The 26,943-nt window shown below is 25.6% G+C and carries 32 protein-coding genes, 1 pseudogene and 2 riboswitches; of the genes and pseudogenes, 16 read left to right on the top strand and 17 right to left on the bottom strand.

The window, feature by feature from the left end:
* Nucleotides 1-42: 42 nt before the first annotated feature.
* From ACTG48_RS12805 to ACTG48_RS12825, 5 genes are all read right to left on the bottom strand, one after another.
* Nucleotides 43-357 carry a hypothetical protein gene (locus ACTG48_RS12805; protein WP_479917046.1) on the bottom strand — a complete coding sequence of 105 codons (315 nt, stop codon included), beginning with the start codon at nucleotides 355-357 and terminating at the stop codon, nucleotides 43-45.
* 10 nt (nucleotides 358-367) lie between these two features.
* Complete coding sequence (locus ACTG48_RS12810; RefSeq protein WP_479917047.1) at nucleotides 368-583, bottom strand: hypothetical protein; 216 nt, start codon at nucleotides 581-583, stop codon at nucleotides 368-370.
* A gap of 77 nt (nucleotides 584-660) precedes the next feature.
* Nucleotides 661-912 carry a hypothetical protein gene (locus ACTG48_RS12815; RefSeq protein WP_479917048.1) on the bottom strand — a complete coding sequence of 84 codons (252 nt, stop codon included), beginning with the start codon at nucleotides 910-912 and terminating at the stop codon, nucleotides 661-663.
* A gap of 46 nt (nucleotides 913-958) precedes the next feature.
* The gene (locus ACTG48_RS12820) at nucleotides 959-1,714 is read right to left on the bottom strand and encodes a Rha family transcriptional regulator (RefSeq protein WP_479917049.1); all 756 of its coding nucleotides are present in this window, start codon (nucleotides 1,712-1,714) and stop codon (nucleotides 959-961) included.
* Nucleotides 1,707-1,886, bottom strand: coding sequence for a hypothetical protein (locus tag ACTG48_RS12825; RefSeq protein WP_074438729.1), 180 nt, complete (start codon nucleotides 1,884-1,886; stop codon nucleotides 1,707-1,709). The genes ACTG48_RS12820 and ACTG48_RS12825 overlap by 8 nt, the downstream gene beginning before the upstream one ends.
* A gap of 135 nt (nucleotides 1,887-2,021) precedes the next feature.
* Between ACTG48_RS12825 and ACTG48_RS12830 the strand changes: the two genes are divergently transcribed.
* The gene (locus tag ACTG48_RS12830) at nucleotides 2,022-2,201 is read left to right on the top strand and encodes an Arc family DNA-binding protein (RefSeq protein WP_074438730.1); all 180 of its coding nucleotides are present in this window, start codon (nucleotides 2,022-2,024) and stop codon (nucleotides 2,199-2,201) included.
* A 3-nt stretch (nucleotides 2,202-2,204) separates the two neighbouring features.
* Here the strand turns inward: ACTG48_RS12830 and ACTG48_RS12835 are convergent, their stop codons facing one another.
* The 4 genes from ACTG48_RS12835 to ACTG48_RS12850 form a co-directional block, all read right to left on the bottom strand.
* A complete protein-coding gene (locus tag ACTG48_RS12835; protein WP_255613034.1) occupies nucleotides 2,205-2,333 on the bottom strand; it encodes a hypothetical protein in 129 nt (42 codons plus the stop codon).
* Between the two features lie 56 nt (nucleotides 2,334-2,389).
* Nucleotides 2,390-3,178, bottom strand: coding sequence for a phage antirepressor KilAC domain-containing protein (locus ACTG48_RS12840; RefSeq protein ID WP_479917050.1), 789 nt, complete (start codon nucleotides 3,176-3,178; stop codon nucleotides 2,390-2,392).
* Nucleotides 3,179-3,193: 15 nt separating this feature from the next.
* Complete coding sequence (locus tag ACTG48_RS12845; RefSeq protein WP_479917051.1) at nucleotides 3,194-3,637, bottom strand: helix-turn-helix domain-containing protein; 444 nt, start codon at nucleotides 3,635-3,637, stop codon at nucleotides 3,194-3,196.
* 61 nt (nucleotides 3,638-3,698) lie between these two features.
* Nucleotides 3,699-3,890, bottom strand: coding sequence for a helix-turn-helix transcriptional regulator (locus ACTG48_RS12850; RefSeq protein ID WP_167640219.1), 192 nt, complete (start codon nucleotides 3,888-3,890; stop codon nucleotides 3,699-3,701).
* Between the two features lie 165 nt (nucleotides 3,891-4,055).
* Here ACTG48_RS12850 and ACTG48_RS12855 point away from each other — a divergent pair, with 165 nt between their 5' ends.
* Nucleotides 4,056-4,421 (top strand): helix-turn-helix domain-containing protein, encoded by a 366-nt coding sequence (locus tag ACTG48_RS12855; protein ID WP_107613007.1) that lies wholly within the window; start codon nucleotides 4,056-4,058, stop codon nucleotides 4,419-4,421.
* 46 nt (nucleotides 4,422-4,467) lie between these two features.
* Here ACTG48_RS12855 and ACTG48_RS12860 read toward each other — a convergent pair whose 3' ends face one another.
* Nucleotides 4,468-4,608, bottom strand: coding sequence for a hypothetical protein (locus ACTG48_RS12860; RefSeq protein ID WP_159067252.1), 141 nt, complete (start codon nucleotides 4,606-4,608; stop codon nucleotides 4,468-4,470).
* A gap of 270 nt (nucleotides 4,609-4,878) precedes the next feature.
* Here ACTG48_RS12860 and ACTG48_RS12865 point away from each other — a divergent pair, with 270 nt between their 5' ends.
* Nucleotides 4,879-5,106 carry a helix-turn-helix domain-containing protein gene (locus tag ACTG48_RS12865; RefSeq protein WP_479917052.1) on the top strand — a complete coding sequence of 76 codons (228 nt, stop codon included), beginning with the start codon at nucleotides 4,879-4,881 and terminating at the stop codon, nucleotides 5,104-5,106.
* A 112-nt stretch (nucleotides 5,107-5,218) separates the two neighbouring features.
* Here ACTG48_RS12865 and ACTG48_RS12870 read toward each other — a convergent pair whose 3' ends face one another.
* Nucleotides 5,219-6,772, bottom strand: coding sequence for a cell wall-binding repeat-containing protein (locus ACTG48_RS12870; protein WP_479917053.1), 1,554 nt, complete (start codon nucleotides 6,770-6,772; stop codon nucleotides 5,219-5,221).
* Between the two features lie 223 nt (nucleotides 6,773-6,995).
* On the opposite strand from ACTG48_RS12870, the gene ACTG48_RS12875 reads away from it, so the two are divergent.
* The 4 genes from ACTG48_RS12875 to ACTG48_RS12890 all read left to right on the top strand — a co-directional run bounded on the left by ACTG48_RS12875 (nucleotide 6,996) and on the right by ACTG48_RS12890 (nucleotide 11,302).
* Entirely contained in the window at nucleotides 6,996-8,120 is a 1,125-nt protein-coding gene (locus ACTG48_RS12875) for a tyrosine-type recombinase/integrase (protein ID WP_479917054.1), read from the top strand.
* A gap of 783 nt (nucleotides 8,121-8,903) precedes the next feature.
* Nucleotides 8,904-9,917, top strand: a complete 1,014-nt coding sequence (locus ACTG48_RS12880; protein WP_479917055.1) for an ArsR/SmtB family transcription factor — start codon at nucleotides 8,904-8,906, stop codon at nucleotides 9,915-9,917.
* Nucleotides 9,918-9,993: 76 nt separating this feature from the next.
* Nucleotides 9,994-10,794 (top strand): CPBP family intramembrane glutamic endopeptidase, encoded by an 801-nt coding sequence (locus ACTG48_RS12885; protein WP_479917056.1) that lies wholly within the window; start codon nucleotides 9,994-9,996, stop codon nucleotides 10,792-10,794.
* 190 nt (nucleotides 10,795-10,984) lie between these two features.
* Complete coding sequence (locus ACTG48_RS12890; RefSeq protein WP_479917057.1) at nucleotides 10,985-11,302, top strand: hypothetical protein; 318 nt, start codon at nucleotides 10,985-10,987, stop codon at nucleotides 11,300-11,302.
* 73 nt (nucleotides 11,303-11,375) lie between these two features.
* On the opposite strand, the gene ACTG48_RS12895 is transcribed toward ACTG48_RS12890, so the two are convergent.
* Entirely contained in the window at nucleotides 11,376-11,663 is a 288-nt protein-coding gene (locus ACTG48_RS12895; RefSeq protein WP_021385224.1) for a hypothetical protein, read from the bottom strand.
* A 105-nt stretch (nucleotides 11,664-11,768) separates the two neighbouring features.
* Nucleotides 11,769-12,043: pseudogene (locus ACTG48_RS12900) on the bottom strand (N-acetylmuramoyl-L-alanine amidase); the annotation flags it as partial.
* 147 nt (nucleotides 12,044-12,190) lie between these two features.
* Nucleotides 12,191-12,287: riboswitch (cyclic di-GMP riboswitch) on the top strand.
* A gap of 53 nt (nucleotides 12,288-12,340) precedes the next feature.
* Here ACTG48_RS12900 and ACTG48_RS12905 point away from each other — a divergent pair.
* Nucleotides 12,341-12,517, top strand: a complete 177-nt coding sequence (locus ACTG48_RS12905; protein WP_021385172.1) for a hypothetical protein — start codon at nucleotides 12,341-12,343, stop codon at nucleotides 12,515-12,517.
* Between the two features lie 511 nt (nucleotides 12,518-13,028).
* Here the strand turns inward: ACTG48_RS12905 and ACTG48_RS12910 are convergent.
* Together ACTG48_RS12910 and ACTG48_RS12915 are read right to left on the bottom strand one after the other, a co-directional pair.
* Nucleotides 13,029-13,220 (bottom strand): hypothetical protein, encoded by a 192-nt coding sequence (locus ACTG48_RS12910; protein WP_479917058.1) that lies wholly within the window; start codon nucleotides 13,218-13,220, stop codon nucleotides 13,029-13,031.
* A gap of 395 nt (nucleotides 13,221-13,615) precedes the next feature.
* The gene (locus tag ACTG48_RS12915) at nucleotides 13,616-14,296 is read right to left on the bottom strand and encodes a response regulator transcription factor (protein ID WP_021385119.1); all 681 of its coding nucleotides are present in this window, start codon (nucleotides 14,294-14,296) and stop codon (nucleotides 13,616-13,618) included.
* A 1,768-nt stretch (nucleotides 14,297-16,064) separates the two neighbouring features.
* Here ACTG48_RS12915 and ACTG48_RS12920 point away from each other — a divergent pair.
* A complete protein-coding gene (locus ACTG48_RS12920; RefSeq protein ID WP_021385087.1) occupies nucleotides 16,065-16,265 on the top strand; it encodes a cold-shock protein in 201 nt (66 codons plus the stop codon).
* A gap of 359 nt (nucleotides 16,266-16,624) precedes the next feature.
* Nucleotides 16,625-16,720: riboswitch (cyclic di-GMP riboswitch) on the top strand.
* Between the two features lie 958 nt (nucleotides 16,721-17,678).
* Here the strand turns inward: ACTG48_RS12920 and ACTG48_RS12925 are convergent.
* Nucleotides 17,679-18,746 carry a GGDEF domain-containing protein gene (locus ACTG48_RS12925; protein ID WP_479917059.1) on the bottom strand — a complete coding sequence of 356 codons (1,068 nt, stop codon included), beginning with the start codon at nucleotides 18,744-18,746 and terminating at the stop codon, nucleotides 17,679-17,681.
* A 553-nt stretch (nucleotides 18,747-19,299) separates the two neighbouring features.
* On the opposite strand from ACTG48_RS12925, the gene modA reads away from it, so the two are divergent.
* From modA to ACTG48_RS12950, 5 genes are all read left to right on the top strand, one after another.
* Nucleotides 19,300-20,112, top strand: coding sequence for a molybdate ABC transporter substrate-binding protein (modA, locus tag ACTG48_RS12930; protein ID WP_479917060.1), 813 nt, complete (start codon nucleotides 19,300-19,302; stop codon nucleotides 20,110-20,112).
* Between the two features lie 87 nt (nucleotides 20,113-20,199).
* Nucleotides 20,200-20,913: an ABC transporter permease gene (locus tag ACTG48_RS12935; protein WP_479917061.1), complete on the top strand. Its 714-nt coding sequence runs from the start codon at nucleotides 20,200-20,202 to the stop codon at nucleotides 20,911-20,913.
* 1 nt (nucleotide 20,914) lies between these two features.
* Nucleotides 20,915-21,610 (top strand): ATP-binding cassette domain-containing protein, encoded by a 696-nt coding sequence (locus ACTG48_RS12940; protein WP_021385115.1) that lies wholly within the window; start codon nucleotides 20,915-20,917, stop codon nucleotides 21,608-21,610.
* Complete coding sequence (locus tag ACTG48_RS12945) at nucleotides 21,597-22,328, top strand: Rossmann-like domain-containing protein (protein WP_479917062.1); 732 nt, start codon at nucleotides 21,597-21,599, stop codon at nucleotides 22,326-22,328. The genes ACTG48_RS12940 and ACTG48_RS12945 overlap by 14 nt, the downstream gene beginning before the upstream one ends.
* Nucleotides 22,329-22,564: 236 nt before the next feature.
* Entirely contained in the window at nucleotides 22,565-23,365 is an 801-nt protein-coding gene (locus tag ACTG48_RS12950; protein ID WP_479917063.1) for a PIG-L family deacetylase, read from the top strand.
* A 105-nt stretch (nucleotides 23,366-23,470) separates the two neighbouring features.
* On the opposite strand, the gene ACTG48_RS12955 is transcribed toward ACTG48_RS12950, so the two are convergent.
* Complete coding sequence (locus ACTG48_RS12955) at nucleotides 23,471-24,124, bottom strand: NUDIX hydrolase N-terminal domain-containing protein (RefSeq protein WP_479917064.1); 654 nt, start codon at nucleotides 24,122-24,124, stop codon at nucleotides 23,471-23,473.
* Nucleotides 24,125-24,576: 452 nt separating this feature from the next.
* Here ACTG48_RS12955 and ACTG48_RS12960 point away from each other — a divergent pair, with 452 nt between their 5' ends.
* Together ACTG48_RS12960 and ACTG48_RS12965 are read left to right on the top strand one after the other, a co-directional pair.
* Nucleotides 24,577-25,293, top strand: a complete 717-nt coding sequence (locus tag ACTG48_RS12960; protein ID WP_021385102.1) for a response regulator transcription factor — start codon at nucleotides 24,577-24,579, stop codon at nucleotides 25,291-25,293.
* Nucleotides 25,262-26,854 carry a HAMP domain-containing sensor histidine kinase gene (locus ACTG48_RS12965; RefSeq protein ID WP_479917065.1) on the top strand — a complete coding sequence of 531 codons (1,593 nt, stop codon included), beginning with the start codon at nucleotides 25,262-25,264 and terminating at the stop codon, nucleotides 26,852-26,854. The genes ACTG48_RS12960 and ACTG48_RS12965 overlap by 32 nt, the downstream gene beginning before the upstream one ends.
* Nucleotides 26,855-26,943: the final 89 nt, after the last annotated feature.

The raw sequence follows: 26,943 nt of genomic DNA on the forward strand, positions 1-26,943 counted from the left end.
TTGATTTGCCTTTTGATTAGAGCCATTGCAGTGGCTCTTTTCTTATATCTGTACCTCTATAGGTCTATCTCTTTCAAGTTCTTCTAAAAATAGTTGAAATATCTTGTAATCTTCGCTTTCCTCATGTTCTTTTGATTTAATCTCTAAATTTATACCACCTAAAATATTTTCAACAGCATATTTTGCTCTTTGCCATGCAACTATTTCTCTTAGATAATCTCTCATGTATGCATCATCTATTAAATCCCTGTCTTTATTTCTAAGTTCCTCATAAAGCACACTATTTTTACTTATCTCTAATTCAGCTAAATCTAATTGTTTTTGCACCATTTGTTTTACTTTGTTTAAACTTTCCATAATTAACCCCCTAGTTTAAATTTTTAACTTCATAATCATTATCTTTAATATCTTCTACTGTTAATGCTTGATACTCCATACATCCTCTTTCTTTGTCGTAGTAAGCTAAATTTAGCTCATTTTCTGTTGCTACTACTACAATGCAATCAATTTCAAAATTAAGTCTTTTACAATTTATTTTTACTGCATTTCCTACTTCAACTTTCTTTAAATCGAATTTATTCATAATTATCTCCTTTTAATTTAATATTTCAATATAATAATCGTTGTATATTACATCTTCTACTGTCAGAACTGATTCTACTAAATCACCTCCTCTCTGTTTCCTTCCATTTCTTTCAAAAGCTGGTCTAAATTTCGACCTTGGTTTCTATCAATAAAATCATCTAATTCATATCTTGATATTTTTCTGCCATTTCCCCAACTTAATGTTTGTATTAAATTAAAATTAATTAATTTACGAATTAAGTTCATGTCCATTTTTAACGCTTTTCTAGCTTCCTCTACTGTCATTAGATAATTAGGATATCCTCGAACAATGTTTACTTCTTTCATTCTCTTCACTCCTTTTCAAAATATTCTGTATTTAGTTTTCAAAGTACTAACCTAATAAAGTTATCTGACATTGTTCTTTTTCTTTAATTAGTCCATCTTTTATAAGTAATAATCTAAATGCTTCTCTTCCCTTTGGATTTATTAGTGTTTGAGTATCTGAATGTCCGTATGGTGTTGTAAACTCTTTTAACTCAAAATATTGCATCTTCTTAGAATAAGGCTTTATTTTTCCTTTTGTATCTCTATAACAATATTTCTTCTCTATTAACCATGACACAAACACTTTCTCTTTGACTCCAAGTTCTTTTGCTGTATCTCTTATGTTTGTAAGTAAGTTTCTTTCTACTAAAGCATCAAAGTAGTCTGCTTTTGGTTTCATTGTTTGATTCTCCAATTGTAGTTGTTCTTTTTCCTCAACTTCTATTAGCAATTGTTGTAATGCTTCTTTATATGTAGTTGGTAATTTAGGTTGTTGTTCTTTTAACTCTTGCTCCATTTCTTCAAACTTAGTTACATAAATTGCCGTAAATATAATACCTTTTTCCCCTGTCATTTTATTAGCTACCATGTCACAACCTTTTTTAGTTAATAAGTAACAAGGATATTTCTGATTGTTTTCATTCTTGTAAGTACTTTCAATAAAAAAATCATCAGTGTGCAATTTTGCACTCTGCTTTAATACACTTATGTAACCTCTTATACTTCTTAGTAATTGATTATGGTCTTTTTCTATTAATTCTGCTACCTCTCTACTCTCAACTAAATATTTATTGTTTTGCTTGATAATTGTTAAGTTATTCATACTTATCATCCTCCTTATGACTATTTTTATATTCAGATAAATCAAACTCTTTCCATAAAATATCTATTATAAATGAGTTTTTAGTTAATCCTAAGTATTTTGATTTTCTTGTTATTTCTTCATTTAATTTTTCGGGCATCCTAACAGTTATTCTCTTTTTATTTGAGTTCATTTTGCCGTCAACTCCTTTCTTGTTTTAATAATATCACGCCGTCTTTATGCCGTCAATATATTTTATAGATTTTCTATAATTTATTTTTATGATATAATAATGACATCATTTAGACTTTAAAAAGGAGGTATTATTATGTCAACTTCATTGCCTAAATACACTTTGCGAATAAATAAAATTTTACTTGAAAAAATTAAGTATATTGCAGAAAGTGAAGGTCGTTCTGCTAATAAAGAAATTGAACAATTAATAAAGAAGCATGTTGAAAATTATGAACAAACAAAAGGAGAAATAAAAGTTAATATTGAAGAATAACGTTTATAAAGCTTTGCTAATCACTGATAGTATGTATTCATTTACTGACATACCTCTTTGATTAGCTTTTTCTTTGCATTTAACATATAATTCTTCTGTAATACTCAGGGTATATTTCTTTTTACTATTCAATCTATCTCACCTCTTTTTGAATATTCTGTATTTAGTTTTCAAAGTACTGGTTTTATTTAACCTAACATTGATATTTGATTTACTGATTTCAATTTGTTAATAAAGTATATTTGACCTTTTCCTGTTACTTTTGGTGTTTTAGTAATCTTTGTGCTTCCATCAGGGTTATATATTGCTCTTTTTTTAGTTTCCATTATTTTTAAGTCAACACTCTTTTGAGTTAGTGTATTATAATCTTCACCCTTACGTTTTATTAAGTAACCATTATCTCTAAGCCATGCGAATAATCTTTTCTCACCTGTGTTAACACCGTTTTGATTAAGTAATTTAGCTAGTTCTCCAACTAATATAGAATCATCAGAAGATGCTACTGCATCAGCAAAAAGTACTTTTGGTTGTTGTAATTGAATTACCTTATCTTTTTCTTCTAATTCTCTACTTTTCTTTTCTATTGTCTTTTGAGCTACTTGTAATGCTCTTGCCATTATTTCATCATCTGACATATCTTCTGTTGTATGTATATATCCACCAGTTTTACGAATTTCTTTTAATATCTTTTTAACTTCTTTTTTGAATTGCTTAGCAATTGGTTTTCTGCTTTGCATCAAAACCTCATACAATCCATCTTCTGTTAAAAACCAAGCACTATAAGCATTGTTTAGAGTGCCTATCTGTATTAATTCTTTTTCTTCTACTTCGATATTAGATAACATCGTTGATACATTACTATGTTCTATCCATTCAGCTACATCCTTAGCTAAAAATAAAGGTTTTTCTAAAATTCCATAAACTCTAAATTCTTTACCTAATAATTCTTGTTCTTTAATTGTTTGTAAGTTGTTCATATAATTTTCTCCTTCCTATATTGTTTTCTTTGAAAGTTTCAGAATTAAAATTGATTTAAAAATGTCTTCTAATTCCTGCATAACATCATTCCAAACTTCTTCTTCATCTTCATCAATCACATCATCTTCAACTATATCTATGAAATCATCTTCTTTTTTTAGATAATCTTTAATTTCTTTATGTAACTTCAAAGTTATACTTGAAAGACTTTTCATTTCCAGCTTTGGCAAAAACATTACTCCTGCTTCTGTAGTTCTTCTAACGTGTTCATATCCTAATAAGTTGTTGTTGTAAATAGAAACCATTTTGGCTACTACTGTATTTGGTGGTATCCTTTTATCATTCTCATATGCTCTTAAACTCTCTACTGATATATCTAGTAGTTCAGATGCCTTTTCTTGTGTAAGACCAGTATTTTCCCTGCTAATTTGATATATATTTTGGTATTCATATGACATTTGAATTCCTCCTTTTAGGATGTATAATTAGTTTAATCATTTAAATATTTAAACGTTATGTTTAACTTATATCTAAAAAAATTTCTTCTAACTCAACACCAAATATTTTAGATATTTTGAAAGCATATTTTATTGGAAAACTTCGTTTATTATGTTCATACATAAAATATCTTTGGCGAGAAATTCCCAATAATTCAGCCATCTCAGTTTGAGTTAGACCTTGATTTTCTCTAATAATTTTTAGTCTATTCATTTTTTTCACCTCTCTTTTTTAAACATATTGTTTAATATATTTATATTATATTCAAACACAACGTTTAAGTCAATACTTATTACAACATTTTGTTTAATTTTTTTAGTAAAATTTTTACCTATGATATACTATAGTAAACAAAATGTTTATTTTGGAGGTTTAAATATGACTTTTGGAAATAGATTGCGTAAACTAAGAGAAGATAATAATATTAAACAAGTTGAATTGGCAAAAGTATTTAATATAACAAGCCAAGCCTTGTCTCAATATGAAAGAGATTTAAGAATGCCTGATGCAGTTTTACTTGATAAACTTGCAACTTATTTTAATGTTTCTGTTGATTTTCTTTTAGGCAGAAACTTGAATACTTTATCAGAAGAAATAGATAATGAGATAAAAAAAATAGTTGATGCAATATTTGAATTAGATAAAGAAGATAGAGAAAGTATATTTAAAATAGCTGAATTAGATAAAGGAGATAGAGAAGCCATTTTGAAAATTCTTGATTCTTTAGATAATAAACAGAAATAAAAATACATTGAGTTGCATCCAATGTATTTTTATTTTTTTATTAACTTTAATAAAAATATATATTTTTAATCATTTTTTTATTTTTCATAAGAATCCTTATAATTTTCGTGAAATTTTCATAATCATTTTCGTCCTTTTCCCTTAACATTCTTATAATAGCAACAAGTCTTTCTTTATCATTTTGCATACTACCACCCCTTCTTTACTCCATACAAGAACTTACGTTCGCTAAAATAGTTAGAATCTTCCCTTTTTTAAAACTTAATTGAAAACCAAATAAAATTAAAACTGTCCTTTGAAATTACTCTTCTTATATTCACTTTATCTAGATAAAGTTATTTCTTAACTACATTCTAGCACAAATTTCCAACAAAAAGTGTGCTACTCAAGCACATTTATTACAAAAAACTACACAAACTATTAATTATAAAAATAATTAAAAGTGAGGTTAAATTAAATGTTAAGAAAATTAAGAAGACACAAAGGAATGACACAATTAGAGCTGGCAGAAAAATTAGGTTGTAATAGAAGTCAAATTTCAAAATTGGAAAATGGTAAATATAAAGACATAACAATATCCACAATAGTAGACTTATCTATTGCATTAGAAGAGGATTTTCTATATTTATGTGAACTTTATGGTAAAGAAGAAATGGCAAAAAGAAATAAGAAAAACTTATGTTAGTCAAAAATACAATGAATAATGCAATTTTATCAAATAAAAAATAGACTAGCTAAATACTAGTCTATTTCTATATTGTTTTTTTAAAAGTTATAATAATATTATAACTATTAGCTTACTTAATTATTTCAAAAGAATTTATAACATAATCAGCAGCAACTTCTCTCATCTCTCCAACTTCTTTTAACATAGCTTCATCATTCAAAGCATCTACAGATGGGTCTCCACCTAAATCACAACAGAACACTTTATCTTTAGATGTTCCAATATAAGTATATCCATTTAGTCTAAAGCTCTCTTCATCATAATCATTTTTATTAAATGTTTCTATGCATAAAGCTGAATCATAACATTTTCCATTTTTATAATAATCAAAACTTATTACTCCATCTTTATACTCATTAATTTTGTATTTTCCTTCCCAACTTTTAGGTATTCGTAAGCTAAATCCATATTTACTATTTTTGTAAATTGTATCTGAATTATTGAAACTATATAATTTTTCAAAAGGCGTACCACCTGAAAAGCCACCATTTATATCATTATAAGTATAAAACCAAAGTTTATTTTTATTTTCTAATTTTATAAGGTGTTGTAAGTCTCCATCTGGATAATGAACATTAATTTTAACACTCTTATCTTTTTCATCTATTGATATTATATCGTAACTATTTCCATCAATTGTATTATTAGTTATACCAAAATTAAAATCTTCATAAGAATCTTTATCATACCAAACACCTAAAATATCTCTTAATAAAGCATTTGTTATATTTAAGCATTCTTGAAGTACATTTGAATCTACTGTTCCTATTGATGTTATCTTAGTTGCATATTTTAAAATTTCTTTATTACTACCTAAATTGACTAACACAATAGGAGTATTTTTAGCCATTGTAGAACCAACAAGTGCATATACTAAATCTGTTCCACTTGCTATATAAAATTCTTTTGCTCCATTATAGAATTTATTTACTATCTTCTTATTAGTATCATATCTATCTACTCCACCCAATCTAGTTGAATTAGTATCATTAACTAGTTTATCACTCATTGATGAAGTTCCGCCTATTGCATAACTTTCTATTCCAGTAGTATTAAATGGTACACTTTTCCCATCAGTCAATACTATAGGTGCTTTGTCTCTAACAGATACAGAGGCAACACTCATAGCATCTGGCTCACCTTTAAAAGCATTAGTTAATATAACTTTATTTACTTTATTAATAGAATTTATCTCTTTTGCTACATTATAACTTGTCTTAATTCTATCACTACCTTGAAGCCTTTTAGTTTCTATTCCTTTATCTTTTAGAAAAGTTTCTGTTGCCTTATCAATAGAATTTTCTCCACCAATTATGTACACTTTGTTAGCTTTTTCTACCCTCTTAATAGTTGCATTTGGTATGTTATTCTTCTTAGTTAAAAGAATTGGAGCGTTTGTAGCTCCTGCAAGTCCACTAGCACTTAACCCATCAGCCATTGTACTGTCTGCATTAATTAATATAGCTGTAGTATAGTTTTGCTTATCTGCAATTATACCCGCAGTTTCATATTTATCTGCACCTTTAATTGATTCAACCTTGTCAAGAGCATTTGCAGATATAGGATAACAAGCAACAAACATTGACATAGCTAACCCTAATGATAATAATTTCTTTGATTTCAAAATATCTCCCCCTTTTTTTCATGTCTCTCAATTAAATTGTATAACAAACATATATTATATGTTGTCGAAATAACAAACTATTTCTACTCAATTAACGACATTAAATAACATTAGAATAAATTATTTTCTTATAATCTTATTCTTTATAATATATATAATTGTTATAATATAATTGAAGTATTTTACTTTAACCATATTATTTAATTTTGAGAGGAGAAATTTTATGAAAGGTGGCGTAAGAAAAAAAGGTAAAAAATGGTATTACTATTTTGATTTAGGTATAATTGATGGCAAGAGAAAAAAAGTAGAAAGAGCTGGTGGAGATAATAAAAAAGATGCTGAAAAAGCGCTTCGAGAAGCATTGAAAGAATATGAGAATACAGGAATAATGTTTGATGAGTGTGAAATGAACTTAGCAGAATATTTAGATTTTTGGTTTAATGAGTATGTTATTTTAAACTGCAAATATAATACTCAAGAAAGTTATAGAATACACATTCAAACACATATTAAACCAGCATTAGGACATTATAAACTGAAATCCCTAACACCAGCTACATTACAAAACTTTATTAATGCTAAGTTCAGAAGCAACTATTCACAAAGTACACTTGAAGTTATTAGGGCTATTTTAAAAAAAGCGCTAAAATCAGCTGTATATCCATATCAATTTTTGAAAGATAATCCAATGCAATATATCAACATTCCTAAAAATGAAACTATCAAAAAAGAAATCAAAGTAATTACACTAGAAGAATTTAATAATATTTTAAATTTATTTAATAAAGGGACTTATCAATATATATCATTAATGATTGCTTTTCATACCGGAATGAGAAAAGGTGAAGTTGCTGGTCTAACTTGGGAAGATGTAAATCTAAAAACAAAAACTATAAATGTTAATCATACTATGATAAAAAAGAAAAAAGGTGATATTGAATTAGCAACGCCAAAATCCTCTAGTTCTTATAGAACTATTACTATAGGTGATACTTTAGTGAAAGCCTTAAAAGAACATAAAAAGTATCAAAATGAAAATAAATTACTGTTTGGTGAATTTTACATAAACAACAACTTCGTATGTACAAAAATAAATGGAAATCCAATAAACATCAATTCTATTTCCACTATGTGCAATAACATTAGCAAAAAATTGAATATTACTTTTTCTTTTCATAGTTTAAGGCATACTCATGCAACAATGCTTCTAGAAGCTGGAGCAAATATAAAAGCAGTACAAAAAAGATTAGGTCATAGTAATATCGCAGTAACTATGAACACATATTCTCATGTAACAGAAACTATGAAACAAGAAACTGTAGATTTATTTGAAAAATCCATAAAATAAAATTCTTCCACCAAAAAATAATTACGGTGGAAGAATGGTGGAAGACTCTTTTAAAAATGTTATATTTATAGCTTCACTTATATTCTTCCAACTCGCTACACCTCTTGGTATCGCTAGATTTAAGCATATGCTAAATATAAATATAATTCCTCTAAATAAAGTTTTCAACTTAAATATTTCTTAAGATTTATACTAAAATCATGTTTATTTGAATTAATTGATTTGAATTATGTTGTTTTCAGATTACTTTCATTTAAGTGTTTTGATTGGATTCATCTGAATTAATGTATATTAATTCTTATTGAGCAGTTTTTATTTTCTGGGTGAAAGAATGGTGGAAGAATCATATTTTACTAATTTTCTTCCACCATTCTTCCATCCGAATAGACTTAGAAGTATTTATTTCACTGCAATAATAGCTACTTACTTAAATTCTATTTTTATACATCCTATCTATTATGTACTATACATATCCTATTAAAATTTATATAAATAGAATACAAATTTATTTCATTTTTTTAACATGTTCAGAATAATAAACAAAATGAAGGTAGAAAAAGTTATAATTTCATACCTTCATTTTATTTATTATGTATCTATTTGTAATTTTTTCTTTCAAACTCTTAAAATGTTATTCGAGTTCAATTAATTTATCTTCATACACTCATCCCTTTTCATATGAAGATGATTGTACATCAAATATCTATCCTATATCTTAATTATACAGTTTTTGATATATATGATATAATTATCACAAACATCAAACTAAGGAGGAATAAATAAATGAATTTTAATCGTGAATTTAATTACTACCTTGAAACACTAGGACTGCTTTCTTATTGTAATAATTTTTCGACAACAAAAATAGAATTAATAGAAGAGTTAAATGGGTTTGGCTTTGCTGGCGAGAAAGTATACGATGCTCATTTGATTGATTGGGAGAAACTAATTACCTCTTTTGACAAAATGAAGACCACAAATGGAGATTACAATTTCTATTTTAAGAATGTCATTAATGAAGAAAAGAATTTCTATACATTCATGGTTGCTCTAGTGGCAGAATATTTCGAGCTATTTGATAGTGAAGAAAAATCTGATGAATATTTTAGGAAAATTTTTATTGAATTAATTTGTGCTATCGCAGAAAAAAGTAGTATAAATAAACAACTTTCATCTTTAGAGTTCTATGAATTTCTATCTGTATCAGATTTTAATGAAAGTGAAAAATGGAAATTCTTTTCATTCTATCAGTCACCTAAAGAGCTGATTAATAAACTTTTTATACTAATAAATTCAAATTTATCTGTATGTAAAAAATTATATCTCGAAATTGATATTGAAACGCTAATTTCAAAATGTTCCATTTTACTTGAGAGCACAAGAGAAAAAAATATGATATCAAAACAAGGGGAAGGACTTCCGATTTATCCAACTTTCATAAATCCTCTGTCTCAAATTGTTTTAAAGACAAAACGTTATTTTGGGTTGTTAAATTTAGATATATTTAGTGACAATGATTTCTCTAAAGAAATTGATGATAACATATTAATTAAACTAAAAGCACTTTCAGATAAAAGTAAGTTTCAAATATTAATTTCTTTAAAAAATAAACCAATGTATAGCCTAGAATTAGCTAATAAGCTTGGATTATCTGCTGGGACAATTTCACATCATATGGCGGTTCTGCTACAAGTAAATTTAGTCAATATCGATAAGAAATCTGGACGAGTTTATTATCATCTAAATAGTGACGAAATTGAAAAAACAATAAAAGGACTTGAAAATCTATTAATTTGATATACATCAAATTATTTTGACCTACTTCAAATTTAATGTTATAATCCTCTTACATACAATTAGAGGAGGTCTTTTCATGAAAAAAGTAAAAAAATCAATTTTGTTATTTCTTATCATTTGTTTTGCTCTAAGCTCAATTTTCTACTACCTGATTATTGTCCACGGAATGTTGCAACTTAATTACTTTCTTATGTGGTGTCCTGGTGTTGCTGCCATTATTGTAAGTATGATATACCACCGTGGCGATAATGGAGTAAACTTTAGAAGATGCCATGCGAAATATATTTTGGGTGGTATATTAATTCCATTAGCATATTGGGGAATCTCATATAGTATCTACTTGCTGATTTATGGTAAGGGCGTAATCGTAGGTAATATGGCTCTGACTCTTATAAAAGCGCCAAGTATGTTGCTGACATATCTGGCAATCTATTTTGTCACTGCAATGGGTGAAGAAATAGGCTGGGGTGGCTACTTAGTGCCAAAGCTTAATGAACTCTTTGGGTTTAACAAAGGTGCTTTTGTTTCTGGTGTGATTTGGTTTTTGTGGCATTTCCCGTTGTTTGTGGTTGGATATATGTCTGATATCCCACTTTGGTATCAGCTTCCAGTTCTAGCACTAATGTGTATCTCAGTATCCTATTCCAGATTTTATTTAAGTATGAAATCAAAGAGCACATGGCCTGCTGTTTGGCTTCATTTCGTACATAACTTTGTCGCACAATTGCTTTTAGACCAATCCATAGGCGGTGAAATGCGTCCCTATCTTGTTGGCGAAATTGGGATTATTTCACTTATTGTAGTGGTGATTATTGACCTTATCTGTGTATTAAAATATCGTAACGCAGGGAGTGAAATCGTTGCATCACAGAAATAAATATTTTTCGAAAAAATGAAAAAAGCACTCTCCATAACGGAAAATGCTCTCTTTAATATCGGTTGACTTAGTAAAGATGTATTGGAAGTGCATCTTTACTTTTTTTATTATACCATATAATTTATGTTGTTAAAAAGACCTATTTAAATCGTTTTTAATTAATAGAATATATTGTAAAGGAGATATGTGTATGAATTTTTGGAATGGACTATTTTTACTTTTTGGGATAATATTCATAATAGGGAATGTAATAAAAGGTTTAGCTAAACATAAATTCAACTATTTTAGGAAAAAATATTTTAACAAATTAGAATTAAAATATGGAAAAATAGATAGAGAAAAAACTATTAAACTAGAGATGTTTTATCAATATTTAATAGGCTTGGAATACATAATAATGGGCTTATTAATAAAAAGATTAAATACTGCAATAATATCATTAATATTAGTATCCATTATCACAATAGTATCCCATTGTTTAATTAGAAAGAAATATATAACTATATAAACTATTTATAATAAAACACTGATATAATCAATAAAGAAGGTAACAACTATCTCCAGTCGTTACCTTCTAATCATCAATTCTTAAGTTTTGATATACTAAAATTTTTAACTTGAGACTTGAATAACTGCTCAATCTCATCAACTATACTCTGTATCTTATCTTCATATTCTAAATCATAATATATATTTATCTCACCTATACTATTTATACTTACAGAATATTCTTTTCTTTCTATTATACATATACTTCCACAATCTGATAAATCATTTTTGTATATTGATTTTAATTGTCTTTTTATCTTGGGAAAGTCTATTGTTGGATAAATATTATTTGGATAAAAACTCTTATCATTTATTAACATCTTATCCACCCCTTATCATTCTATTTATTTAAATTTATACCTTAATCAAAACGATATTAAACATATTTTCCCATATTTTCATAATTATTTTATATAGTATCTAATCTATCTATTAATAAAATCTAGTGCTTTGTAAAGTGTATCAAATCTATCATTACCTTTTATCATGGTGTATCTCTCTTTAGTTATAGAACTTATCTTATTGCATGCTCCTCCACCTATAACATATAAATTTTCTGTCTGACCTGGTACATAATCTTTTATATCACATATTAATATTTTTCCGTCATTATACCCCAACCAAATACAGTTGCAGAGATTTTGCCAACCTCTCCATCATAAACGATTGTATATTTATACATTATTTTTCCCTCACCATTCTCTTTAGGGAAGTTTTACCATACATTCTACATATTTAGTCTATTTTTTTAAAGTAAAATAACGTTCATATATATAAATTTATTCAATTTTCAAACAAGTCTATTGAATAATAATTAATTCTATTGTATTATTGTAATTGTAGAATAAAACTAAATCGGCAAAACTAGAGAAATTTAGTGACGCAAAGCTATAGGGACTAAGACTTATAAAATAATTTATAAGTTATGTCAGCCAGTTGCCAAAAAGATATTTTCTTTTTGTTTTTATGAAAGTTTTTTAGGGGGATAATAATATATATGTTTAGAGATAAAATGGATAGATGTACACATATGTTAACTGCTTATATTGCTAGTTCATATGATTATTGTGATTTTATAGATACACAGCTAGATGATTTTATCCTAGAGTACGGAGAAAATGTGGTAGAATCATGTTTGCATCAAGTGATGGTATTGGTAAGTAAATATAATTAAATAGACATTATTTTCTAGAATATCCTTTTTAGTTTTTTCTACTTTTAAAAATTAATTCTTGCTAAAGATTTTATTAAAATATATTTATTAAAAAGAAACATAATATTAATGATTTTAAAACTTATATATTAAAAGAATTATAGTTATAAAGTAACTATAAGTTACAAGAAATTTCGATTTAGACAATCTTGTTGATATTACAAAATAAACATTAAGAGAGAATGAGATTGATTTAATAATTATTGATGAAAAAATAATATTGTTTGGAAAATAAAAAAGCAATCCAAATGAGAATGCTTAATTATAATGATAGAAGTGTACTACAAATACACTTCCATTTTTTATTACATAATATAGTTTTATTTTTCAGAATAAATTTCATTCGTCTTATTACTATTCAATATATTTTGTTTGATTGAAAAAATATAATTCTTTACAAATAGTATTATATTAAATGTTTTATTTGATTTTTATCTATAACATTTTAATTTATATATTTATAATTAAAATGTTATAATTGAGTTCCATTTATGACTATATCACAAATTCTTGCTCCTCCATTAGACTTGCCTTTTTTTAATCTTTCTACATAGGTGGGAGAATTTGAAGTCTTACCAGTAATACTTTTTACATTTAATCTATTATCATTATTAAATTCCAAGTATCCATTGTAACCGCCAATATATATCAAGATTATTGACATTTGAATCTAACAAAACATTTTTTCTATTTGATATATCCGTTTCTAAAAAATTATTTGCAAAGATATTAATAGAAAAACTCCTCCCTAATATTACTGTTGATAATAATAAAAATATTACTTTCTTAAAGTTCATAATTTACTTTCCCCCTAGTTAAAATTAAAGCTATCTATAAAAAATTTTGTGATTTTACAATGTTTATATTTAGCTCCCCTTCTAGTAACATTATAACTTCCATATGATGATATCTAAATATATTTATTTATCAAAAAGAAGGTAACAACATTCTCCAGTTGTTATCTTATAATAGTCAATGCTTAAATTTTGATACACTAAAATTTTTAACTTGAGATTTAAATAACTGTTCAATCTCATCAATTGTAGCGTTTATAAAACTTTATATCTTATTAAAATAATATCCTGCTTTTCTTATTGTTATAATCTTTTGAGGGTTTTTATAATTTTTTTCTATTTTCTTTCTTAATCCATTTACTGCAACTACCACACTATAGTTATCCTCTAAATATTCATTCATCCATACATGTTCATATATCTCTTTAGTAGTTAATGTCTTTTCAGGATTTTCCATAAAGAAGTTTAATAACTTATTCTCTATTGGAGTTAATTTTATTATTTTATTTTCTAATTTTATAACTCCACTATTTCTATTATAATTCTCCAACTCAGTATTATGTTTATTATTATTTACATATAAATTCTCTCTTCTTAAAAGTGCTTTTACTTTTGCATATAATATTTCTAAATTTAAAGGCTTTGTTAAATAATCATCTCCACCAGAATCCAAAGCATTTAAAATACTTTGTACTTTATTTATACAAGTCATATGAATAATTGGACAAGTCGTTATATTTCTGATTTTTTTACAAAAAGTCCAGCCATCACCATCAGTTAAAATTATCTCTAAAAATATTAAATCAAATTTATTACTAAATAATTTTGTAATAGCTTCTTCACAGTTATATGCTAGATCAACATTTATCCCTTTTCCTTCTAAAAAATTTTTCAATTCCTGGCAATTATCCTTATCTCCATCTATTATCAATATATTAGCTTGCATTATAATCACTCCTAAATATAATTATTTCTTTCTATAAAGAATCAGACAAATATCTTTAGTCTATTTTCTAATAGTTTGTCTTTACTGTTATAAGAAACTTTAACAATTATAAGTCTATTTTCTTTATTATTTGTATATATATTTTTAAATTTGAACACTTCAAAATTAACACAATGTCCTTGTATGTCTAGTAATTTATTTTAGTATACATAGTAAAATAAATTACTAGACATACTTTTTAACTAAAATCAATATTTTTATATTTTAATGTAAATTATTGTAGACTATAGATTTTATTTTGTCTTCATTTGGTTTTTGATTTATTGTATAAGAATAAGTTTATTTTTAGAAAAAGTATAACCACCTATAGTTAAAAGTCCATTATTTGATCTAAAAAGTTATATTGGTACTTATTATCATACTTATACATAAAATTTAATTTTCATTACATCGACCACACCTCTACTAAATAAAAACTATTTATTAATTATAGTTTCTCACTTATAGAACAAACTTATATCCTTTTCCCTATACAGTCTGAATATATTAATGCTCTTTTCTTAAAGAATTAATTTTACTCTTAATCTATGTAATATGAACCTGTGCCATATGTTATCTTCTAATATCAAGCATTTCCTAGATTTGATTATATATTTCTAATTTTAAGAACATTCGTTCTTTGTTTCCAACTATAAACAATAATATTTCAAACTACATAATGGTCAAATAAATGATTTTCCATCAAAAGCACTTTTCTTAAGCTCACATTTATTACTAAAAATGAAAGCTTTAATACATTAGAAACTAATGTAATCTTTTTATATTACCTCATATGGAAATATATTCTAAGCTTAAGTTCTTTTAAGCTATATGGTTTTGTCATATACTCATCTCCTCCAGCTAAGAATTCTTGAACTCTTTCTTCTCTATATACATAATTAGATAAAATATTATATGTATTTTAAACTTTTCTTTTATAGCATTACACATCTTATATTCATCTGAGTCTAGTAATGTAACATCTAGAATTATACAATTCAAAACTATATTTTTACTATCACAATTTCAACCTTAGCAATTTCATATGTATATACATTAAAACCTTTATTAGAAAAATAAATTTGATTTATATTTAAAATATCAGCACCATATACAATCAATAGGTTATACATTTCACTACTCTATTCAAAACTATTTTCAAAGTATCAAGTTTTAATTATTACAGATTATAGTGCTTCATTTTTACAATACCTTTATAAACTAGGCTTTAAAACTTAAGTATTTTTAAATAATACTTAAATATTATCTTAAATAATATTATTAAATACTAATCAAAGTCTCCTATTTTGGGGAAAAGGAGCTTAAGATAGTTTTGTATTATAAATATATTGTTTTTTTTAAAACACCTATATCACTCTGTTTAAGTATTGATTTCTATGATTTATATAGTTATAATATAAGATATATTGTATTATTTTGGTAAATATATTATTATGAATGTTTTAGATTCTAATCTTAATCTTTATAAAAACATTACTTTTCCGTTATAATTATATTATATTTCAAAAAAAGTTTCCCTTTCCCCAAAAATGGCTACTTTAGAAAATTAATGTTCCATTGTCTAACTATTAATATAATAATTTTTAAATATTAACTGGAAATTATATAATTAAGTAGACATCTTTATTAATTTATGATACAATAGTATTTGTGTTAGTACACAATTAAATCAAGTATATCTTGATATAGGTTAATAGGAGTATTTTTAATGAATAATGGAATAGTGAAATGGTTCAACAACGAAAAAGGATTTGGATTTATATCAGTAGAAAATGGAGATGACGTATTTGCTCATTTCTCAGCTATACAAACTTCAGGATTTAAATCATTAGAAGAAGGTCAAAAAGTAAGCTTTGATATAGTTAAAGGCGCTAGAGGTCCTCAAGCAGAAAATATAACTATATTATAATATATAGATTTTTCGGAAAAGACTCTTTTTAGAGTCTTTTTTTATTTAGCTATTTATATTTTTGCACATAATCCTAAAACTTTATGAACAACTCCAAATAAAAACAACTATTCTAATATTAAACTTGTTAAAATATCTTCCATAGTTTGGTGATGTTGTCATACTATAATATCAATTCAATTTAGCTATAAACATTCTTCTATCCACTTAGATATCTTTTAATATTAATACTAAGTTGAAATTAATTGGTCGTTAATCTTTCTCGAAAAAATAATTTTTTCATATTCATAAATTTTTCAATTTTCAAATAAGTCTATTGAATAATGCTTCATTCTGTTGTATTATATAATTGTAGAGTAAAACTAAATCGGCAAAACTAGAGAAATTTAGTGACGCAAAACTATAGGGACTAAGGCTTATAAAATTTTTATAAGTTATGTTAGCCAGTTGCCAAAAAGATATTTTCTTTTTGTTTTTATGAAATTTTTTTAGGGGGATATGATAGTACATTTACAAATAATATAGATAGACACACTCATATATTATCTACCTATATTGGTAGTGCATATGATTATTACGATTTTATACATACACAATTAGGTAATTTTATACTACAGAGCGGATAAAAATAGTAGAAAATTATTTACATCAAGTTATGTTATTAGTAAACATAATTAGATAGATTTTATTTTCTAGAAAACCCTTTTTAGTTTTATCTACTTTTAAGAAATGTTTGATGAAAATTAATTGATATATTCTTATCATTTCAGAGTTTTATTTTTTAATGAAATATAACAAATCTAAAATAGCTTGAAGTACCCACTTATTTATTAAAATCGTCTTGATTTAACTTAAGGCGATTTTTTAAGTTATGTAAAAATGAATTCTTCTAATTTAATGGGATATTTTTCAAATATAATCCCCTTGCCTTTTATCAATGTAGCTATTGGAATTTGTAATGACTCATAAAGAAAGTATTTTATGATAATATCAAATATAAAGAAATGAAAATACTTTCTTATATCAATTTATTTACAATACTACAAATTAAATTGATATAGTTGCCTCCTCATAGTATTCTAGACTCATACTGATTCTATGAGGAGATTAAATTACGGACTATTATCCTATATCCTATTTGTGTGATAAACTAAGGAAAATGGTTGCTTTATCTGCATCTAAAAAAATTCAATTTATTTTTTCATATACTTTATAGTGTTTTTTAACATTTTTATTCTATGTAATTTTTTTGATACTTTCTGTTAATATACTTAAAACTTTTTTATAAAATATCTTTTTTCTTCCACTACTAATGAGATAAAAACTAAAAATCATACTAAAAAATACATGCTTTTATTTAAAATATATTTCACTTAATTATTCTTAGAATTTCAAAGAATTTCTTACTTGGAATTATTCTTTTTCTTGATTTTTAATTTGATTTTTATTTATATACATTTTTTTGTCAACCATATGTAGTATTTCCTCAAGGTCATCTTCTTTATTATATTCACTTACTCCATATGCAAAACTAAGGTCATATTTTTCTAACTCTATCTTAGATTTATTAAGAGCATTTAAGAGTACTTCTTCATTTACTTTAGTTGATATCAACATGAATTCATCTCCACCCGTACGATAAAGAGATGCAATATCTTTAACATTCTTATTAATAATATCAACAAATAAAATTAATACTTTATCGCCCTCATCATGCCCATAATTATCATTGATATACTTGAAATTGTTAATATCTAAAAGAGCAATCACACAATTTAAAGAATTATTAATTTTATCTAGCATATAATTATACATTTGGCGATTGTATGCTCCTGTCAGTGAATCTTTTGAAAAGAAATTAATATTTTGTAGTATGTAATAAATAATAAGTCCTAATGCTGAAAACCCATAACTTAGAAAATGATAGTAATAAAAAATTTCTAAAAGTAATCCTACAATTATTGTAACAGCAATAGATGTAACAATAATACGTTCCATTCTCTTTTCTTGCACATGAGAAGTAACTGGATTGATTATAAATATTAAAATATATAATAATACTGTAAAAGAAGGTATAAAAAATAGACACCCTCTTTCATAATAATTATTTATATCTATAAAAAATATAATTTTAATAAACATACTAAAAAAACAAATAATAAAATTTATCAAAAATGGCAAATAAAATATAATTGTATCCTTTTTTTGTTTAAATATCTTTATAAGTAAAATAGGAATCAATGGACTTATTGCAAAATTTAAAAAAGATGTAATCCTACGAACCATCCATAGTGATGAATTTGTCTGTTTTGATATTATGTAATCAGTAGATGTAACTATAATAAGTATTAAATTAATTACTATTGATATTATAAACAATTTACTCTGCTCCTTATTAAATAAATGATTCATTTTAATAAGAAATATCAAAAAAATCAATCCTATAAATGGTATCAAATAGGCATAAATAATGGTACTCAAATTTTGTCCTCCTCCTATATACATTATCAATTAAAATATACTTCTATACTTAAAAATTTCTATGATTTACGCTTTATAACGCCTATTTCATATAATATATTATACACTAGAAAAATGACTTATTATATTATAATATGTAAATATTTACCATATTTTTATAAAAAATAAATATAAACTTTATATCAATTAAATAGAAGATTAAAACTCTAATTCCATAATATATAATATTTTTATTATGCAAAAATAAATTTATTATTTGAATTTATTCAATAGATTATAATTATTTTACATAATAGCTCTTAGTTCATATTTTATTAATTAAATTCATATGAACTAAGTTAACACTAGAAATTTTAAACAATAATTAATACAGTAAACTCTTTACAATCTAGACACTATATTATATCTACCCCCTCAAATAAATCTTTTTAACACAACAAAACATAACTAAACATTATAAAATATAACAAAACATAACAAAAACTTAGACATCGTTTTCTTAATATGATATACTGAAAAAGAATTTACATTAATTACTAAGGGGGAATATATTATGTTAAAAAAATTTTCGGTATTAGCTTTAGCTATGATTATTTCGTTAAGTATTACTGCATGTAATTCTAAAGAAAAGAAAGTTAATAATGAAACTAATACTAAAGTTATAACAACTAATGATTCAAAAGAAAAAGAAACGCTTTTTGTCTATTCAGGGGCAGGCTTAAAAAAGCCAATGGATGAAATAGCTCAAAAATTTGAGAAAGAAAATAATATAAAGATTGAATATAGTTATGCAGGCTCTGCACAACTAATAGCCCAAATTGAAACAAGTCACAAAGGTGATGCATTTATTGTTGGCTCTGAGCCAATTTACTCAAAAGCATTTGAAAAAGAACTTGTAAGTGAACATAAAACAGTGGCACATCATACACCTGCAATGGTTGTACCTAAGGGAAATCCCGCTAATATTGAAAAACTAGAAGATCTAAATAAAGATGGCATAAAACTTATTTTCGGAGATAAAGAATCTAATGCTATAGGTAAGACTACTCAAAAAATACTTGAAAAAAATAATTTAAAATCTATAAATGATAATGTTGTTTCTACAGCTGCAACTGTAAATGAAATGATTGTACAGTTAACATCAGGTAAAGCAGATGCTACAATAGCCACAAAAGACTCTATTTTTGGTAATAATGATGTAGAAGTTATAGAAATTGCTCCAGACAAAAACATAGACCAAATTATATCAGCAGGAACTGTAAACTATAGTGATAAAAAAGATTTAGCTAATAAATTTATAAATTATGTAGCATCAGATGAAGCTAAACAAATATTTAAAAAATATGGTTTTGAACCAGTTAAGTAGTGCTTGAATTTGAGAAATAAAATTTTTACTATACTACTCACTGGATTTTTTGCTATAGTTTTTTTATTTATTGTGTCCCCACTTTTTATGCTAATAATCAAAGGTCTGAGTTATGTTCCTATATGTTTAAATTCAGTGGAAGTACAATATGCAATAGTACTCAGCATCAAGACATCTTTAATATCTACCATATTATGTCTTTTATTAGCTGTTCCAACAGCTTACTTTTTACATATTACTAAATTACCATTTAAAAAACTAATTATACAGATAATAAATCTTCCGATGTCTCTTCCTCACCTAGTATCAGGAATTGCTCTTTTACTTTTGTTTGGTAGAATGGGTATTGGAGATTCCATTTACAAAATTCTTAAACTTGATTTTGTGTTCACAAGACAAGGAATAGTTTTAGCTCAGGTATTTGTAAATCTGCCACTTACTATTAAAATACTTCACACTTCATTAAGTGAAGGTAATGAAAAAATGATATTTGTTGCACGTACTCTTGGATGTAATAGTTGGGAGGCATTTAAGTTTGTAATTCTTCCAAATCTAAAAATTGGAATAATATCTGCAACTGTAATGACTTGGTCAAGAGCACTTGGTGAATTTGGTGCAGTAGCTATGATAGCAGGGTCTACACGTATGAAAACTGAAATTATACCTACTTCAATATATTTAAATATGTCTACTGGTGATATAGATATTGCAATAGGTATAGCTGTAATTTTAATATTTATATCACTTACATGCTTGATGTTCTTTGAGATATTTTTTAATAGAGAGGTTGATGAAAACTAATATGTTGGAAATTAAAAATTTATCACTTGATTTGCCTAATTTTAAGTTAAAAAAAAATAGTTTAAACATTAATAACCACGAGTACTTTGTTTTATTAGGCTCCAGTGGTTCAGGTAAAACTCTATTTCTAGAAACATTAGCAGGAAGATACTCATCTGCTAAAGGTGATGTAAGATACAAAGAAAATTTAATATCAAATTTGCCTCCAGAAAACAGAAATATAGGATTTGTATATCAAAACTTTGAACTCTTTCCAAATATGAGTGTTGAAGATAATATAAGATTCCCACTTAAATTGAGAAAAATATCTAAAGATGAGCAAATATTTAAAGTTAATCACTTATCTAAGTTAATGCAGATAGAAAATATAAAAAACAGGTATCCTAAAAATTTAAGTGGAGGAGAAAAACAACGAGTTGCATTTGCACGTGCATTGATAGGTGAGCCAGACATATTACTTCTAGATGAGCCTATGAGCTCATTAGATTATATTACAAAAAAACATATAAGTAAAATACTAAAAGATGTTTACTTAAAGTACAGACCAACAGTGATTCATGTTACTCATGATATTTCTGAAGCAATGTTTTTTGCTCATAAGATAGGAATAATGAACAATGGAAAAATAAATCATATTTTTGAGTTAAATGAACAAGTAAAACAGAAAGGAGAGTCTTTTTTCTATGAATATATTTGATACCTTGAAAGATTACTTATTAGAACACGTTGACAAATATAATTTAGATATGGATATGATAAGTATTGTATCTAAATCTCTATCTGCTAAAGAAGCAATTGGAAATACCAAACGTAAAGATTTTCCAATTATAGTTGGTAAAGAAATAATGCTTGAAGCCGATTTTAAAGGAGCTAAAGGACAAGCATTTACTTCTACACCATCTACATTTGAAGGTTCTTTGAAAGAAATACTATCATTAGATTTACATGGTAGCTCTCATGATAGAAGCCTTTTTATAGCATCATTAAATGCAGTTATGAAGTACTTAGGCATGACAGATAGAACCATTCACTGTAAAAATAATGAGCCAGAAGTATGCGCAAAGAACTTTCCTAAATTTATAAAAAATGAATTTGATAATCCAAAAGTAGCAATTATAGGATATCAACCAGCTATAATTGATAATATTAAAGATTGTTTTGAGACTAGAGTATTAGATTTAAATCCTGAGTTTATAGATACTATTCAGTACAATATTAGGATTGAAGATGGCATACGAGATTATGAAGATGTAATATCTTGGGCTGAGGTAATCATTTGTACAGGAAGTACATTATGTAATAACTCAATCATAAACTTTATATCATTGAATAAACCAGTTTACTATTATGGAACTACGATAGCTGGTGCATCAAGTATTTTAGGACTTAAAAGACTCTGTTTTTGTAGCAAATAATCAATTATACTAATAAGGAGTGCACAAATATCAATGTGCACTTTTTATATTTATGCCTAGATTCCTATCAATTCCCCATTCTTTTTATTAGTTTTACATATAAATATTTTTTTAAATTTTAAACTAGTAAAAAAATTTTATTCCATTAATCCACTCTATATTTTTTAGGATTTGAGAAATAATTTTTAGGATTTTGTTTGATAATATAACTAAGACAGCTTTCAGGAGATGATTAAATGACACTTAAGAATAAAAAATTTACTATAAATAAGTATGGAATTTTATCTATCATTTTAGTTTTATGCTTGATTTTAACAGGTTTCAATAGTTATGTGAATTATAGTAATAGAAAATTTAAAGATTATGTTGTCTTCTATGTACAACATCAAGATGATGAAGTATTGTGGGCTGGCAGTGCTATTGTAAACGCTATAAAAGAAAGAGGAAAAAATCATGTATTTGTAGTTTTGGTGTCTACTGGATGTGGTATATCTGTTTTTAATAAATATAAAAAATATGAAAATCTTACAGACATACAAAAATCAGAGTACAGAAATAGAGAATTTTTAGCTTCTCTTAACAATCTTGGAGTAAAAAGAGAAAATATAATATTATTACCAGAAAAAAATACACATGGTAATACTGATTTCAATTATATGGAGAAAATTGCTCTCACTTTTGAAGAAAATCTCAAAAGTGTAACTCATATAGCACATACCTACAAGTTAGATGACCATTTACAACATTTAAAAAATGGTTCTGTTATCCAAAATTTATATAATGCTGGTCAGATAAAAGATGTTAAATATTTTGTAAAACCCAAATTTGCTGATAAGATAACTTTTAATAATAAGATAGTTTACAAAGCTCATTCTTCTGAAGATTATGAAAAAGTAAAAAATGCTTGTGAACAATATAAGCTTGTTGACGAGTTAGAATGTAGAGAAGGTATCGGCTACAAATCTGACCATAAATCATTTGATGAATTACTTAGTGATAAAAACGTCCCTGCTATACTTCATACTCCTAATTTATAATATTCATTTTAACTTAATTCATGATAAAGATATTTATTTGAGATTTTGTAATATAGCACTTTTTTGTGCTATACTACCTTTTCTCGTTTACTTATGATATTTATTCTAATCAAATTTTGTTTCCCAATTCTTATCTCTATATGCTTCAAAGCACATCTCTATTTGCTTTTGAGTATTTTTTTCTTCTGCAAGTAAAGGTAATTCATCAACTGTAAAATAATCAAATCCAATTGTTTCAATATTTTCTATAAATTCTCCACTAATTACCTCACAAAGTACAAATACTTTACATACTCCATAAGCGTATGTAGGTATGTTATGCTTATTTCTATCTTGTATAGCAATAATTTTCTTTGCTTTTACCTCAAGACCAGATTCTTCTCTTACTTCTTTCACTGTGTTCGATTCGATAGATTCAAGCACATCAACCCATCCACCAGGCAAAGACCACTTACCATTATTTTCATGGACAAGTAGTATTTTCCCATCGTTAAATATAGCTGCCCTCGTATCTAATTTAGGAGTTTGATACCCTTGTTCATTACAAAAAAGGGATTTAATTTTTTCAATTGGAATATCAGTTTTATAGCTCAACATTTCTGCTGATATATTTCGTAAATGTTCATATCGTTCTATATCATATACATCTTTTGAATATGTTAAACCACATTGAGCAATACTCTGAATCTCCATAGCCCATTTTAGCCAAGGTTCTGATAAAATAGTATTTTTAGATGTTCTAGTAAGTTTATATGACATGATAATCTCACTTCCTTTGTTTATTTCCTATATTCTACCATATGAATACATCTAAATTGAAGAATATAAACATGTTATCCTTAAAATCTATAAATTTTGTTCTTAAATGTTTTATATGTATTTATAATGAACTACATCAAAATAATTATTTGTTATAAATTCTTAATAATTATGAAACTCATTTGTTATTTATATTTGTTAATATATCTTTATACCTAAGAAATTAATAAATCTAAAACAAGGTAAGGAGTGTGATAAATTATACTAAACACTTTCATAAACTTTTAAGTTCATATTAATATAGACGTCTATACTTCAACATTTACTATATTCATTAGCAATATAAAAATACTAGTTTTATTTCATAATGAGTATGCTTACTGTTTTCTAATACCTGTTTTTAGTATAAAATAAAAATTGGTTAAAATAAAATTTCAAGGGGGATTAATAAATTGATTCAAAATATATTGGTTGTGGATGATGATAAGGAAATAGTTGATGCTATAGAATTCTATTTAAGACCTGATAACTTTAATATTTTAAAGGCATATGATGGATTGGAAGCATTAGATATATTGATTGGAAATGATGTTAAATTAATAATAATGGATGTAATGATGCCCAATTTAGATGGACTTAAAACTACACTTAAGATAAGAGAAAAAAAGAATATTCCTATAATACTCTTGTCTGCAAAATCAGAAGATATGGATAAAATTATAGGTCTGAATATGGGTGCTGATGACTATATAACTAAACCATTTAATCCACTAGAACTTACTGCACGAGTAAAATCTCAACTTAGAAGATATATAAATTTAGGCGATTTTAGCAATTTAAACAATTCAAAGGATACTAATTATATTCTAAAAAGTGGTGGTCTAGAGTTAAATACAGATACAAAAATAATTTCTTTAGATGGCGAGGAAGTTAAAATGACACCTATTGAATATAAAATACTTACACTTCTTCTATCAAGAAAAGGTAAAATTTTCTCTTCTCGCGAGATTTATGAAAATGTCTGGAATGAAGATGCTTTCAGCTGTGAAAGAACAGTTGCTGTTCACATCAGAAGAATTCGAGAAAAAATTGAAATTAATCCAAAAGAACCAAAATATTTAAAGGTGGTGTGGGGTATTGGTTACAAAATTGAAAAACTTAATTATTAATGACTCTAAAGCAAAATTTATTTTATTATTATTACTATTTCTATTAGTTTCTATATTATTTGAAGCAGTTTATGATTTGAATAATAACTTTGTTTATAATATTAACTATTATTATAGAGACTTTGCTATACCTTGCTTTTATTTTTTCGGTACTTCTCTGCATTTATCAAAAACAGAGTTACAGTTTTTTTGTATAGGTATTATACTATCAAGTTTTTTACTGACTATACTATGTTTTACATTGTATAAAAAAAATAAACAGACTAAAGTCAAATTCTTAGAAAATGTCATAAATATTTTTTCTAAGGTAAAAATAGAACTTACACTTATCTTAATTTTGATACTATTATTCTTAAGGTTTCATGCATTTACAAGTACTAAAATGTTTTATAATACTAATTTAACAATCTACAATTTTATCATTATATCTATAGTCTACATAATATATGAAAATATTAAACATAATAGCTATAATCTAAAAGATATGTCTATAACATATATATTCTTTTCAAACTTATTTAGTATGTATAATAGAAAAACTATAAATAAAAAATTAGCTATAGTATTTTTAATATCTATAGTTATACAAGCTGTTATTCAATATCTAGTTTTGATATTATTTATGTACATATATTACACTGAGGCAATAGCTATAGTAATTTTATTTACACTTGTAAACACAATTTTTCACTTTTATATATATAACTTTTTAGCTTCCAAGTTTAATTATGTAAACAACATATCAAAGAATATAAAAAATATTGAGAATGGAAATTTAAAATACAAGCTAGAAGTAATAGGAGACGATGAAATATCTGACTTATCCAAAAGTATAAATAATATAACAGATGGTCTTGAAGCTGCTGTAGATTCTAATATAAAAAATGAAAGGATGAAAACAGAACTTATCACAAATGTATCTCATGACTTAAAAACTCCACTTACATCTATATTAAGCTATGTAGATATGTTAAAAAATAATGAATTTAATAAAGAAACTATAAATGATTATATAAGTATTTTAGATAAAAAAGCACAAAGATTAAAGTTATTGATAGAAGATATATTTGAAGCTTCTAAACTCAGTAGTGGTGATGTAGAATTTAATATAACAAAAACTGATATAAGGGAACTTTTAATTCAGAGTACAGTAGAGTTTGAAGATAAAATTCAAAGTAGTGATTTAGATTTTATAATAGAAACACCAGAACATGCTGTATTTACTATGATAGATGGTAAAAAAACTTGGAGAGTTTTTGAGAATCTAATTAGCAATATACTAAAATACTCTATGCCAAATACTAGAGTCTATATAGATATGCTTTTAGAAGAAGAAAATATAATATTAACATTTAAAAATATTTCAAATGACAAATTAAATTTAAAACCAGAAGAACTGCTAGAAAGATTTAGAAGAGGTGATATATCTAGAAAAACCGATGGCTCTGGTCTTGGTTTATCAATAGCTCAAAATATAATTGAATTAGAAGATGCGAGCATGGAAATAATTATAGATGCTGATTTATTTAAGGTAATGCTTACTTTCAGAAAAATTAATTAATATAAAATTATGTAAGGTTGTAAATTGTAAGATAACTGTCATTTTGTATTACATTACAAATTGTATTACATTACAAAATAGTTATCTTG

The organism is Clostridioides sp. LIBA-6822, assembly GCF_056688955.1.

What these genes read in the sequence shown, in the direction of transcription:
- ACTG48_RS12875 (WP_479917054.1), top strand. Translation starts at nt 6,996, where the DNA reads ATGAAAGGTGGCGTAAGAAAAAAAGGTAAAAAATGGTATTACTATTTT.
- ACTG48_RS12935 (WP_479917061.1), top strand. Translation starts at nt 20,200, where the DNA reads ATGCTAATAATCAAAGGTCTGAGTTATGTTCCTATATGTTTAAATTCA.
- ACTG48_RS12885 (WP_479917056.1), top strand. Translation starts at nt 9,994, where the DNA reads ATGAAAAAAGTAAAAAAATCAATTTTGTTATTTCTTATCATTTGTTTT.
- ACTG48_RS12940 (WP_021385115.1), top strand. Translation starts at nt 20,915, where the DNA reads ATGTTGGAAATTAAAAATTTATCACTTGATTTGCCTAATTTTAAGTTA.
- ACTG48_RS12945 (WP_479917062.1), top strand. Translation starts at nt 21,597, where the DNA reads ATGAATATATTTGATACCTTGAAAGATTACTTATTAGAACACGTTGAC.
- ACTG48_RS12910 (WP_479917058.1), bottom strand. Translation starts at nt 13,220, where the DNA reads ATGTCAATAATCTTGATATATATTGGCGGTTACAATGGATACTTGGAA.
- ACTG48_RS12825 (WP_074438729.1), bottom strand. Translation starts at nt 1,886, where the DNA reads ATGAACTCAAATAAAAAGAGAATAACTGTTAGGATGCCCGAAAAATTA.
- ACTG48_RS12905 (WP_021385172.1), top strand. Translation starts at nt 12,341, where the DNA reads ATGTTTAGAGATAAAATGGATAGATGTACACATATGTTAACTGCTTAT.
- ACTG48_RS12860 (WP_159067252.1), bottom strand. Translation starts at nt 4,608, where the DNA reads ATGCAAAATGATAAAGAAAGACTTGTTGCTATTATAAGAATGTTAAGG.
- ACTG48_RS12815 (WP_479917048.1), bottom strand. Translation starts at nt 912, where the DNA reads ATGAAAGAAGTAAACATTGTTCGAGGATATCCTAATTATCTAATGACA.
- ACTG48_RS12820 (WP_479917049.1), bottom strand. Translation starts at nt 1,714, where the DNA reads ATGAATAACTTAACAATTATCAAGCAAAACAATAAATATTTAGTTGAG.
- ACTG48_RS12865 (WP_479917052.1), top strand. Translation starts at nt 4,879, where the DNA reads ATGTTAAGAAAATTAAGAAGACACAAAGGAATGACACAATTAGAGCTG.
- ACTG48_RS12950 (WP_479917063.1), top strand. Translation starts at nt 22,565, where the DNA reads ATGACACTTAAGAATAAAAAATTTACTATAAATAAGTATGGAATTTTA.
- ACTG48_RS12855 (WP_107613007.1), top strand. Translation starts at nt 4,056, where the DNA reads ATGACTTTTGGAAATAGATTGCGTAAACTAAGAGAAGATAATAATATT.
- ACTG48_RS12840 (WP_479917050.1), bottom strand. Translation starts at nt 3,178, where the DNA reads ATGAACAACTTACAAACAATTAAAGAACAAGAATTATTAGGTAAAGAA.
- ACTG48_RS12850 (WP_167640219.1), bottom strand. Translation starts at nt 3,890, where the DNA reads ATGAATAGACTAAAAATTATTAGAGAAAATCAAGGTCTAACTCAAACT.
- ACTG48_RS12915 (WP_021385119.1), bottom strand. Translation starts at nt 14,296, where the DNA reads ATGCAAGCTAATATATTGATAATAGATGGAGATAAGGATAATTGCCAG.
- ACTG48_RS12805 (WP_479917046.1), bottom strand. Translation starts at nt 357, where the DNA reads ATGGAAAGTTTAAACAAAGTAAAACAAATGGTGCAAAAACAATTAGAT.
- ACTG48_RS12890 (WP_479917057.1), top strand. Translation starts at nt 10,985, where the DNA reads ATGAATTTTTGGAATGGACTATTTTTACTTTTTGGGATAATATTCATA.
- ACTG48_RS12830 (WP_074438730.1), top strand. Translation starts at nt 2,022, where the DNA reads ATGTCAACTTCATTGCCTAAATACACTTTGCGAATAAATAAAATTTTA.
- ACTG48_RS12810 (WP_479917047.1), bottom strand. Translation starts at nt 583, where the DNA reads ATGAATAAATTCGATTTAAAGAAAGTTGAAGTAGGAAATGCAGTAAAA.
- ACTG48_RS12880 (WP_479917055.1), top strand. Translation starts at nt 8,904, where the DNA reads ATGAATTTTAATCGTGAATTTAATTACTACCTTGAAACACTAGGACTG.
- ACTG48_RS12920 (WP_021385087.1), top strand. Translation starts at nt 16,065, where the DNA reads ATGAATAATGGAATAGTGAAATGGTTCAACAACGAAAAAGGATTTGGA.
- ACTG48_RS12955 (WP_479917064.1), bottom strand. Translation starts at nt 24,124, where the DNA reads ATGTCATATAAACTTACTAGAACATCTAAAAATACTATTTTATCAGAA.
- modA (WP_479917060.1), top strand. Translation starts at nt 19,300, where the DNA reads ATGTTAAAAAAATTTTCGGTATTAGCTTTAGCTATGATTATTTCGTTA.
- ACTG48_RS12895 (WP_021385224.1), bottom strand. Translation starts at nt 11,663, where the DNA reads ATGTTAATAAATGATAAGAGTTTTTATCCAAATAATATTTATCCAACA.
- ACTG48_RS12845 (WP_479917051.1), bottom strand. Translation starts at nt 3,637, where the DNA reads ATGTCATATGAATACCAAAATATATATCAAATTAGCAGGGAAAATACT.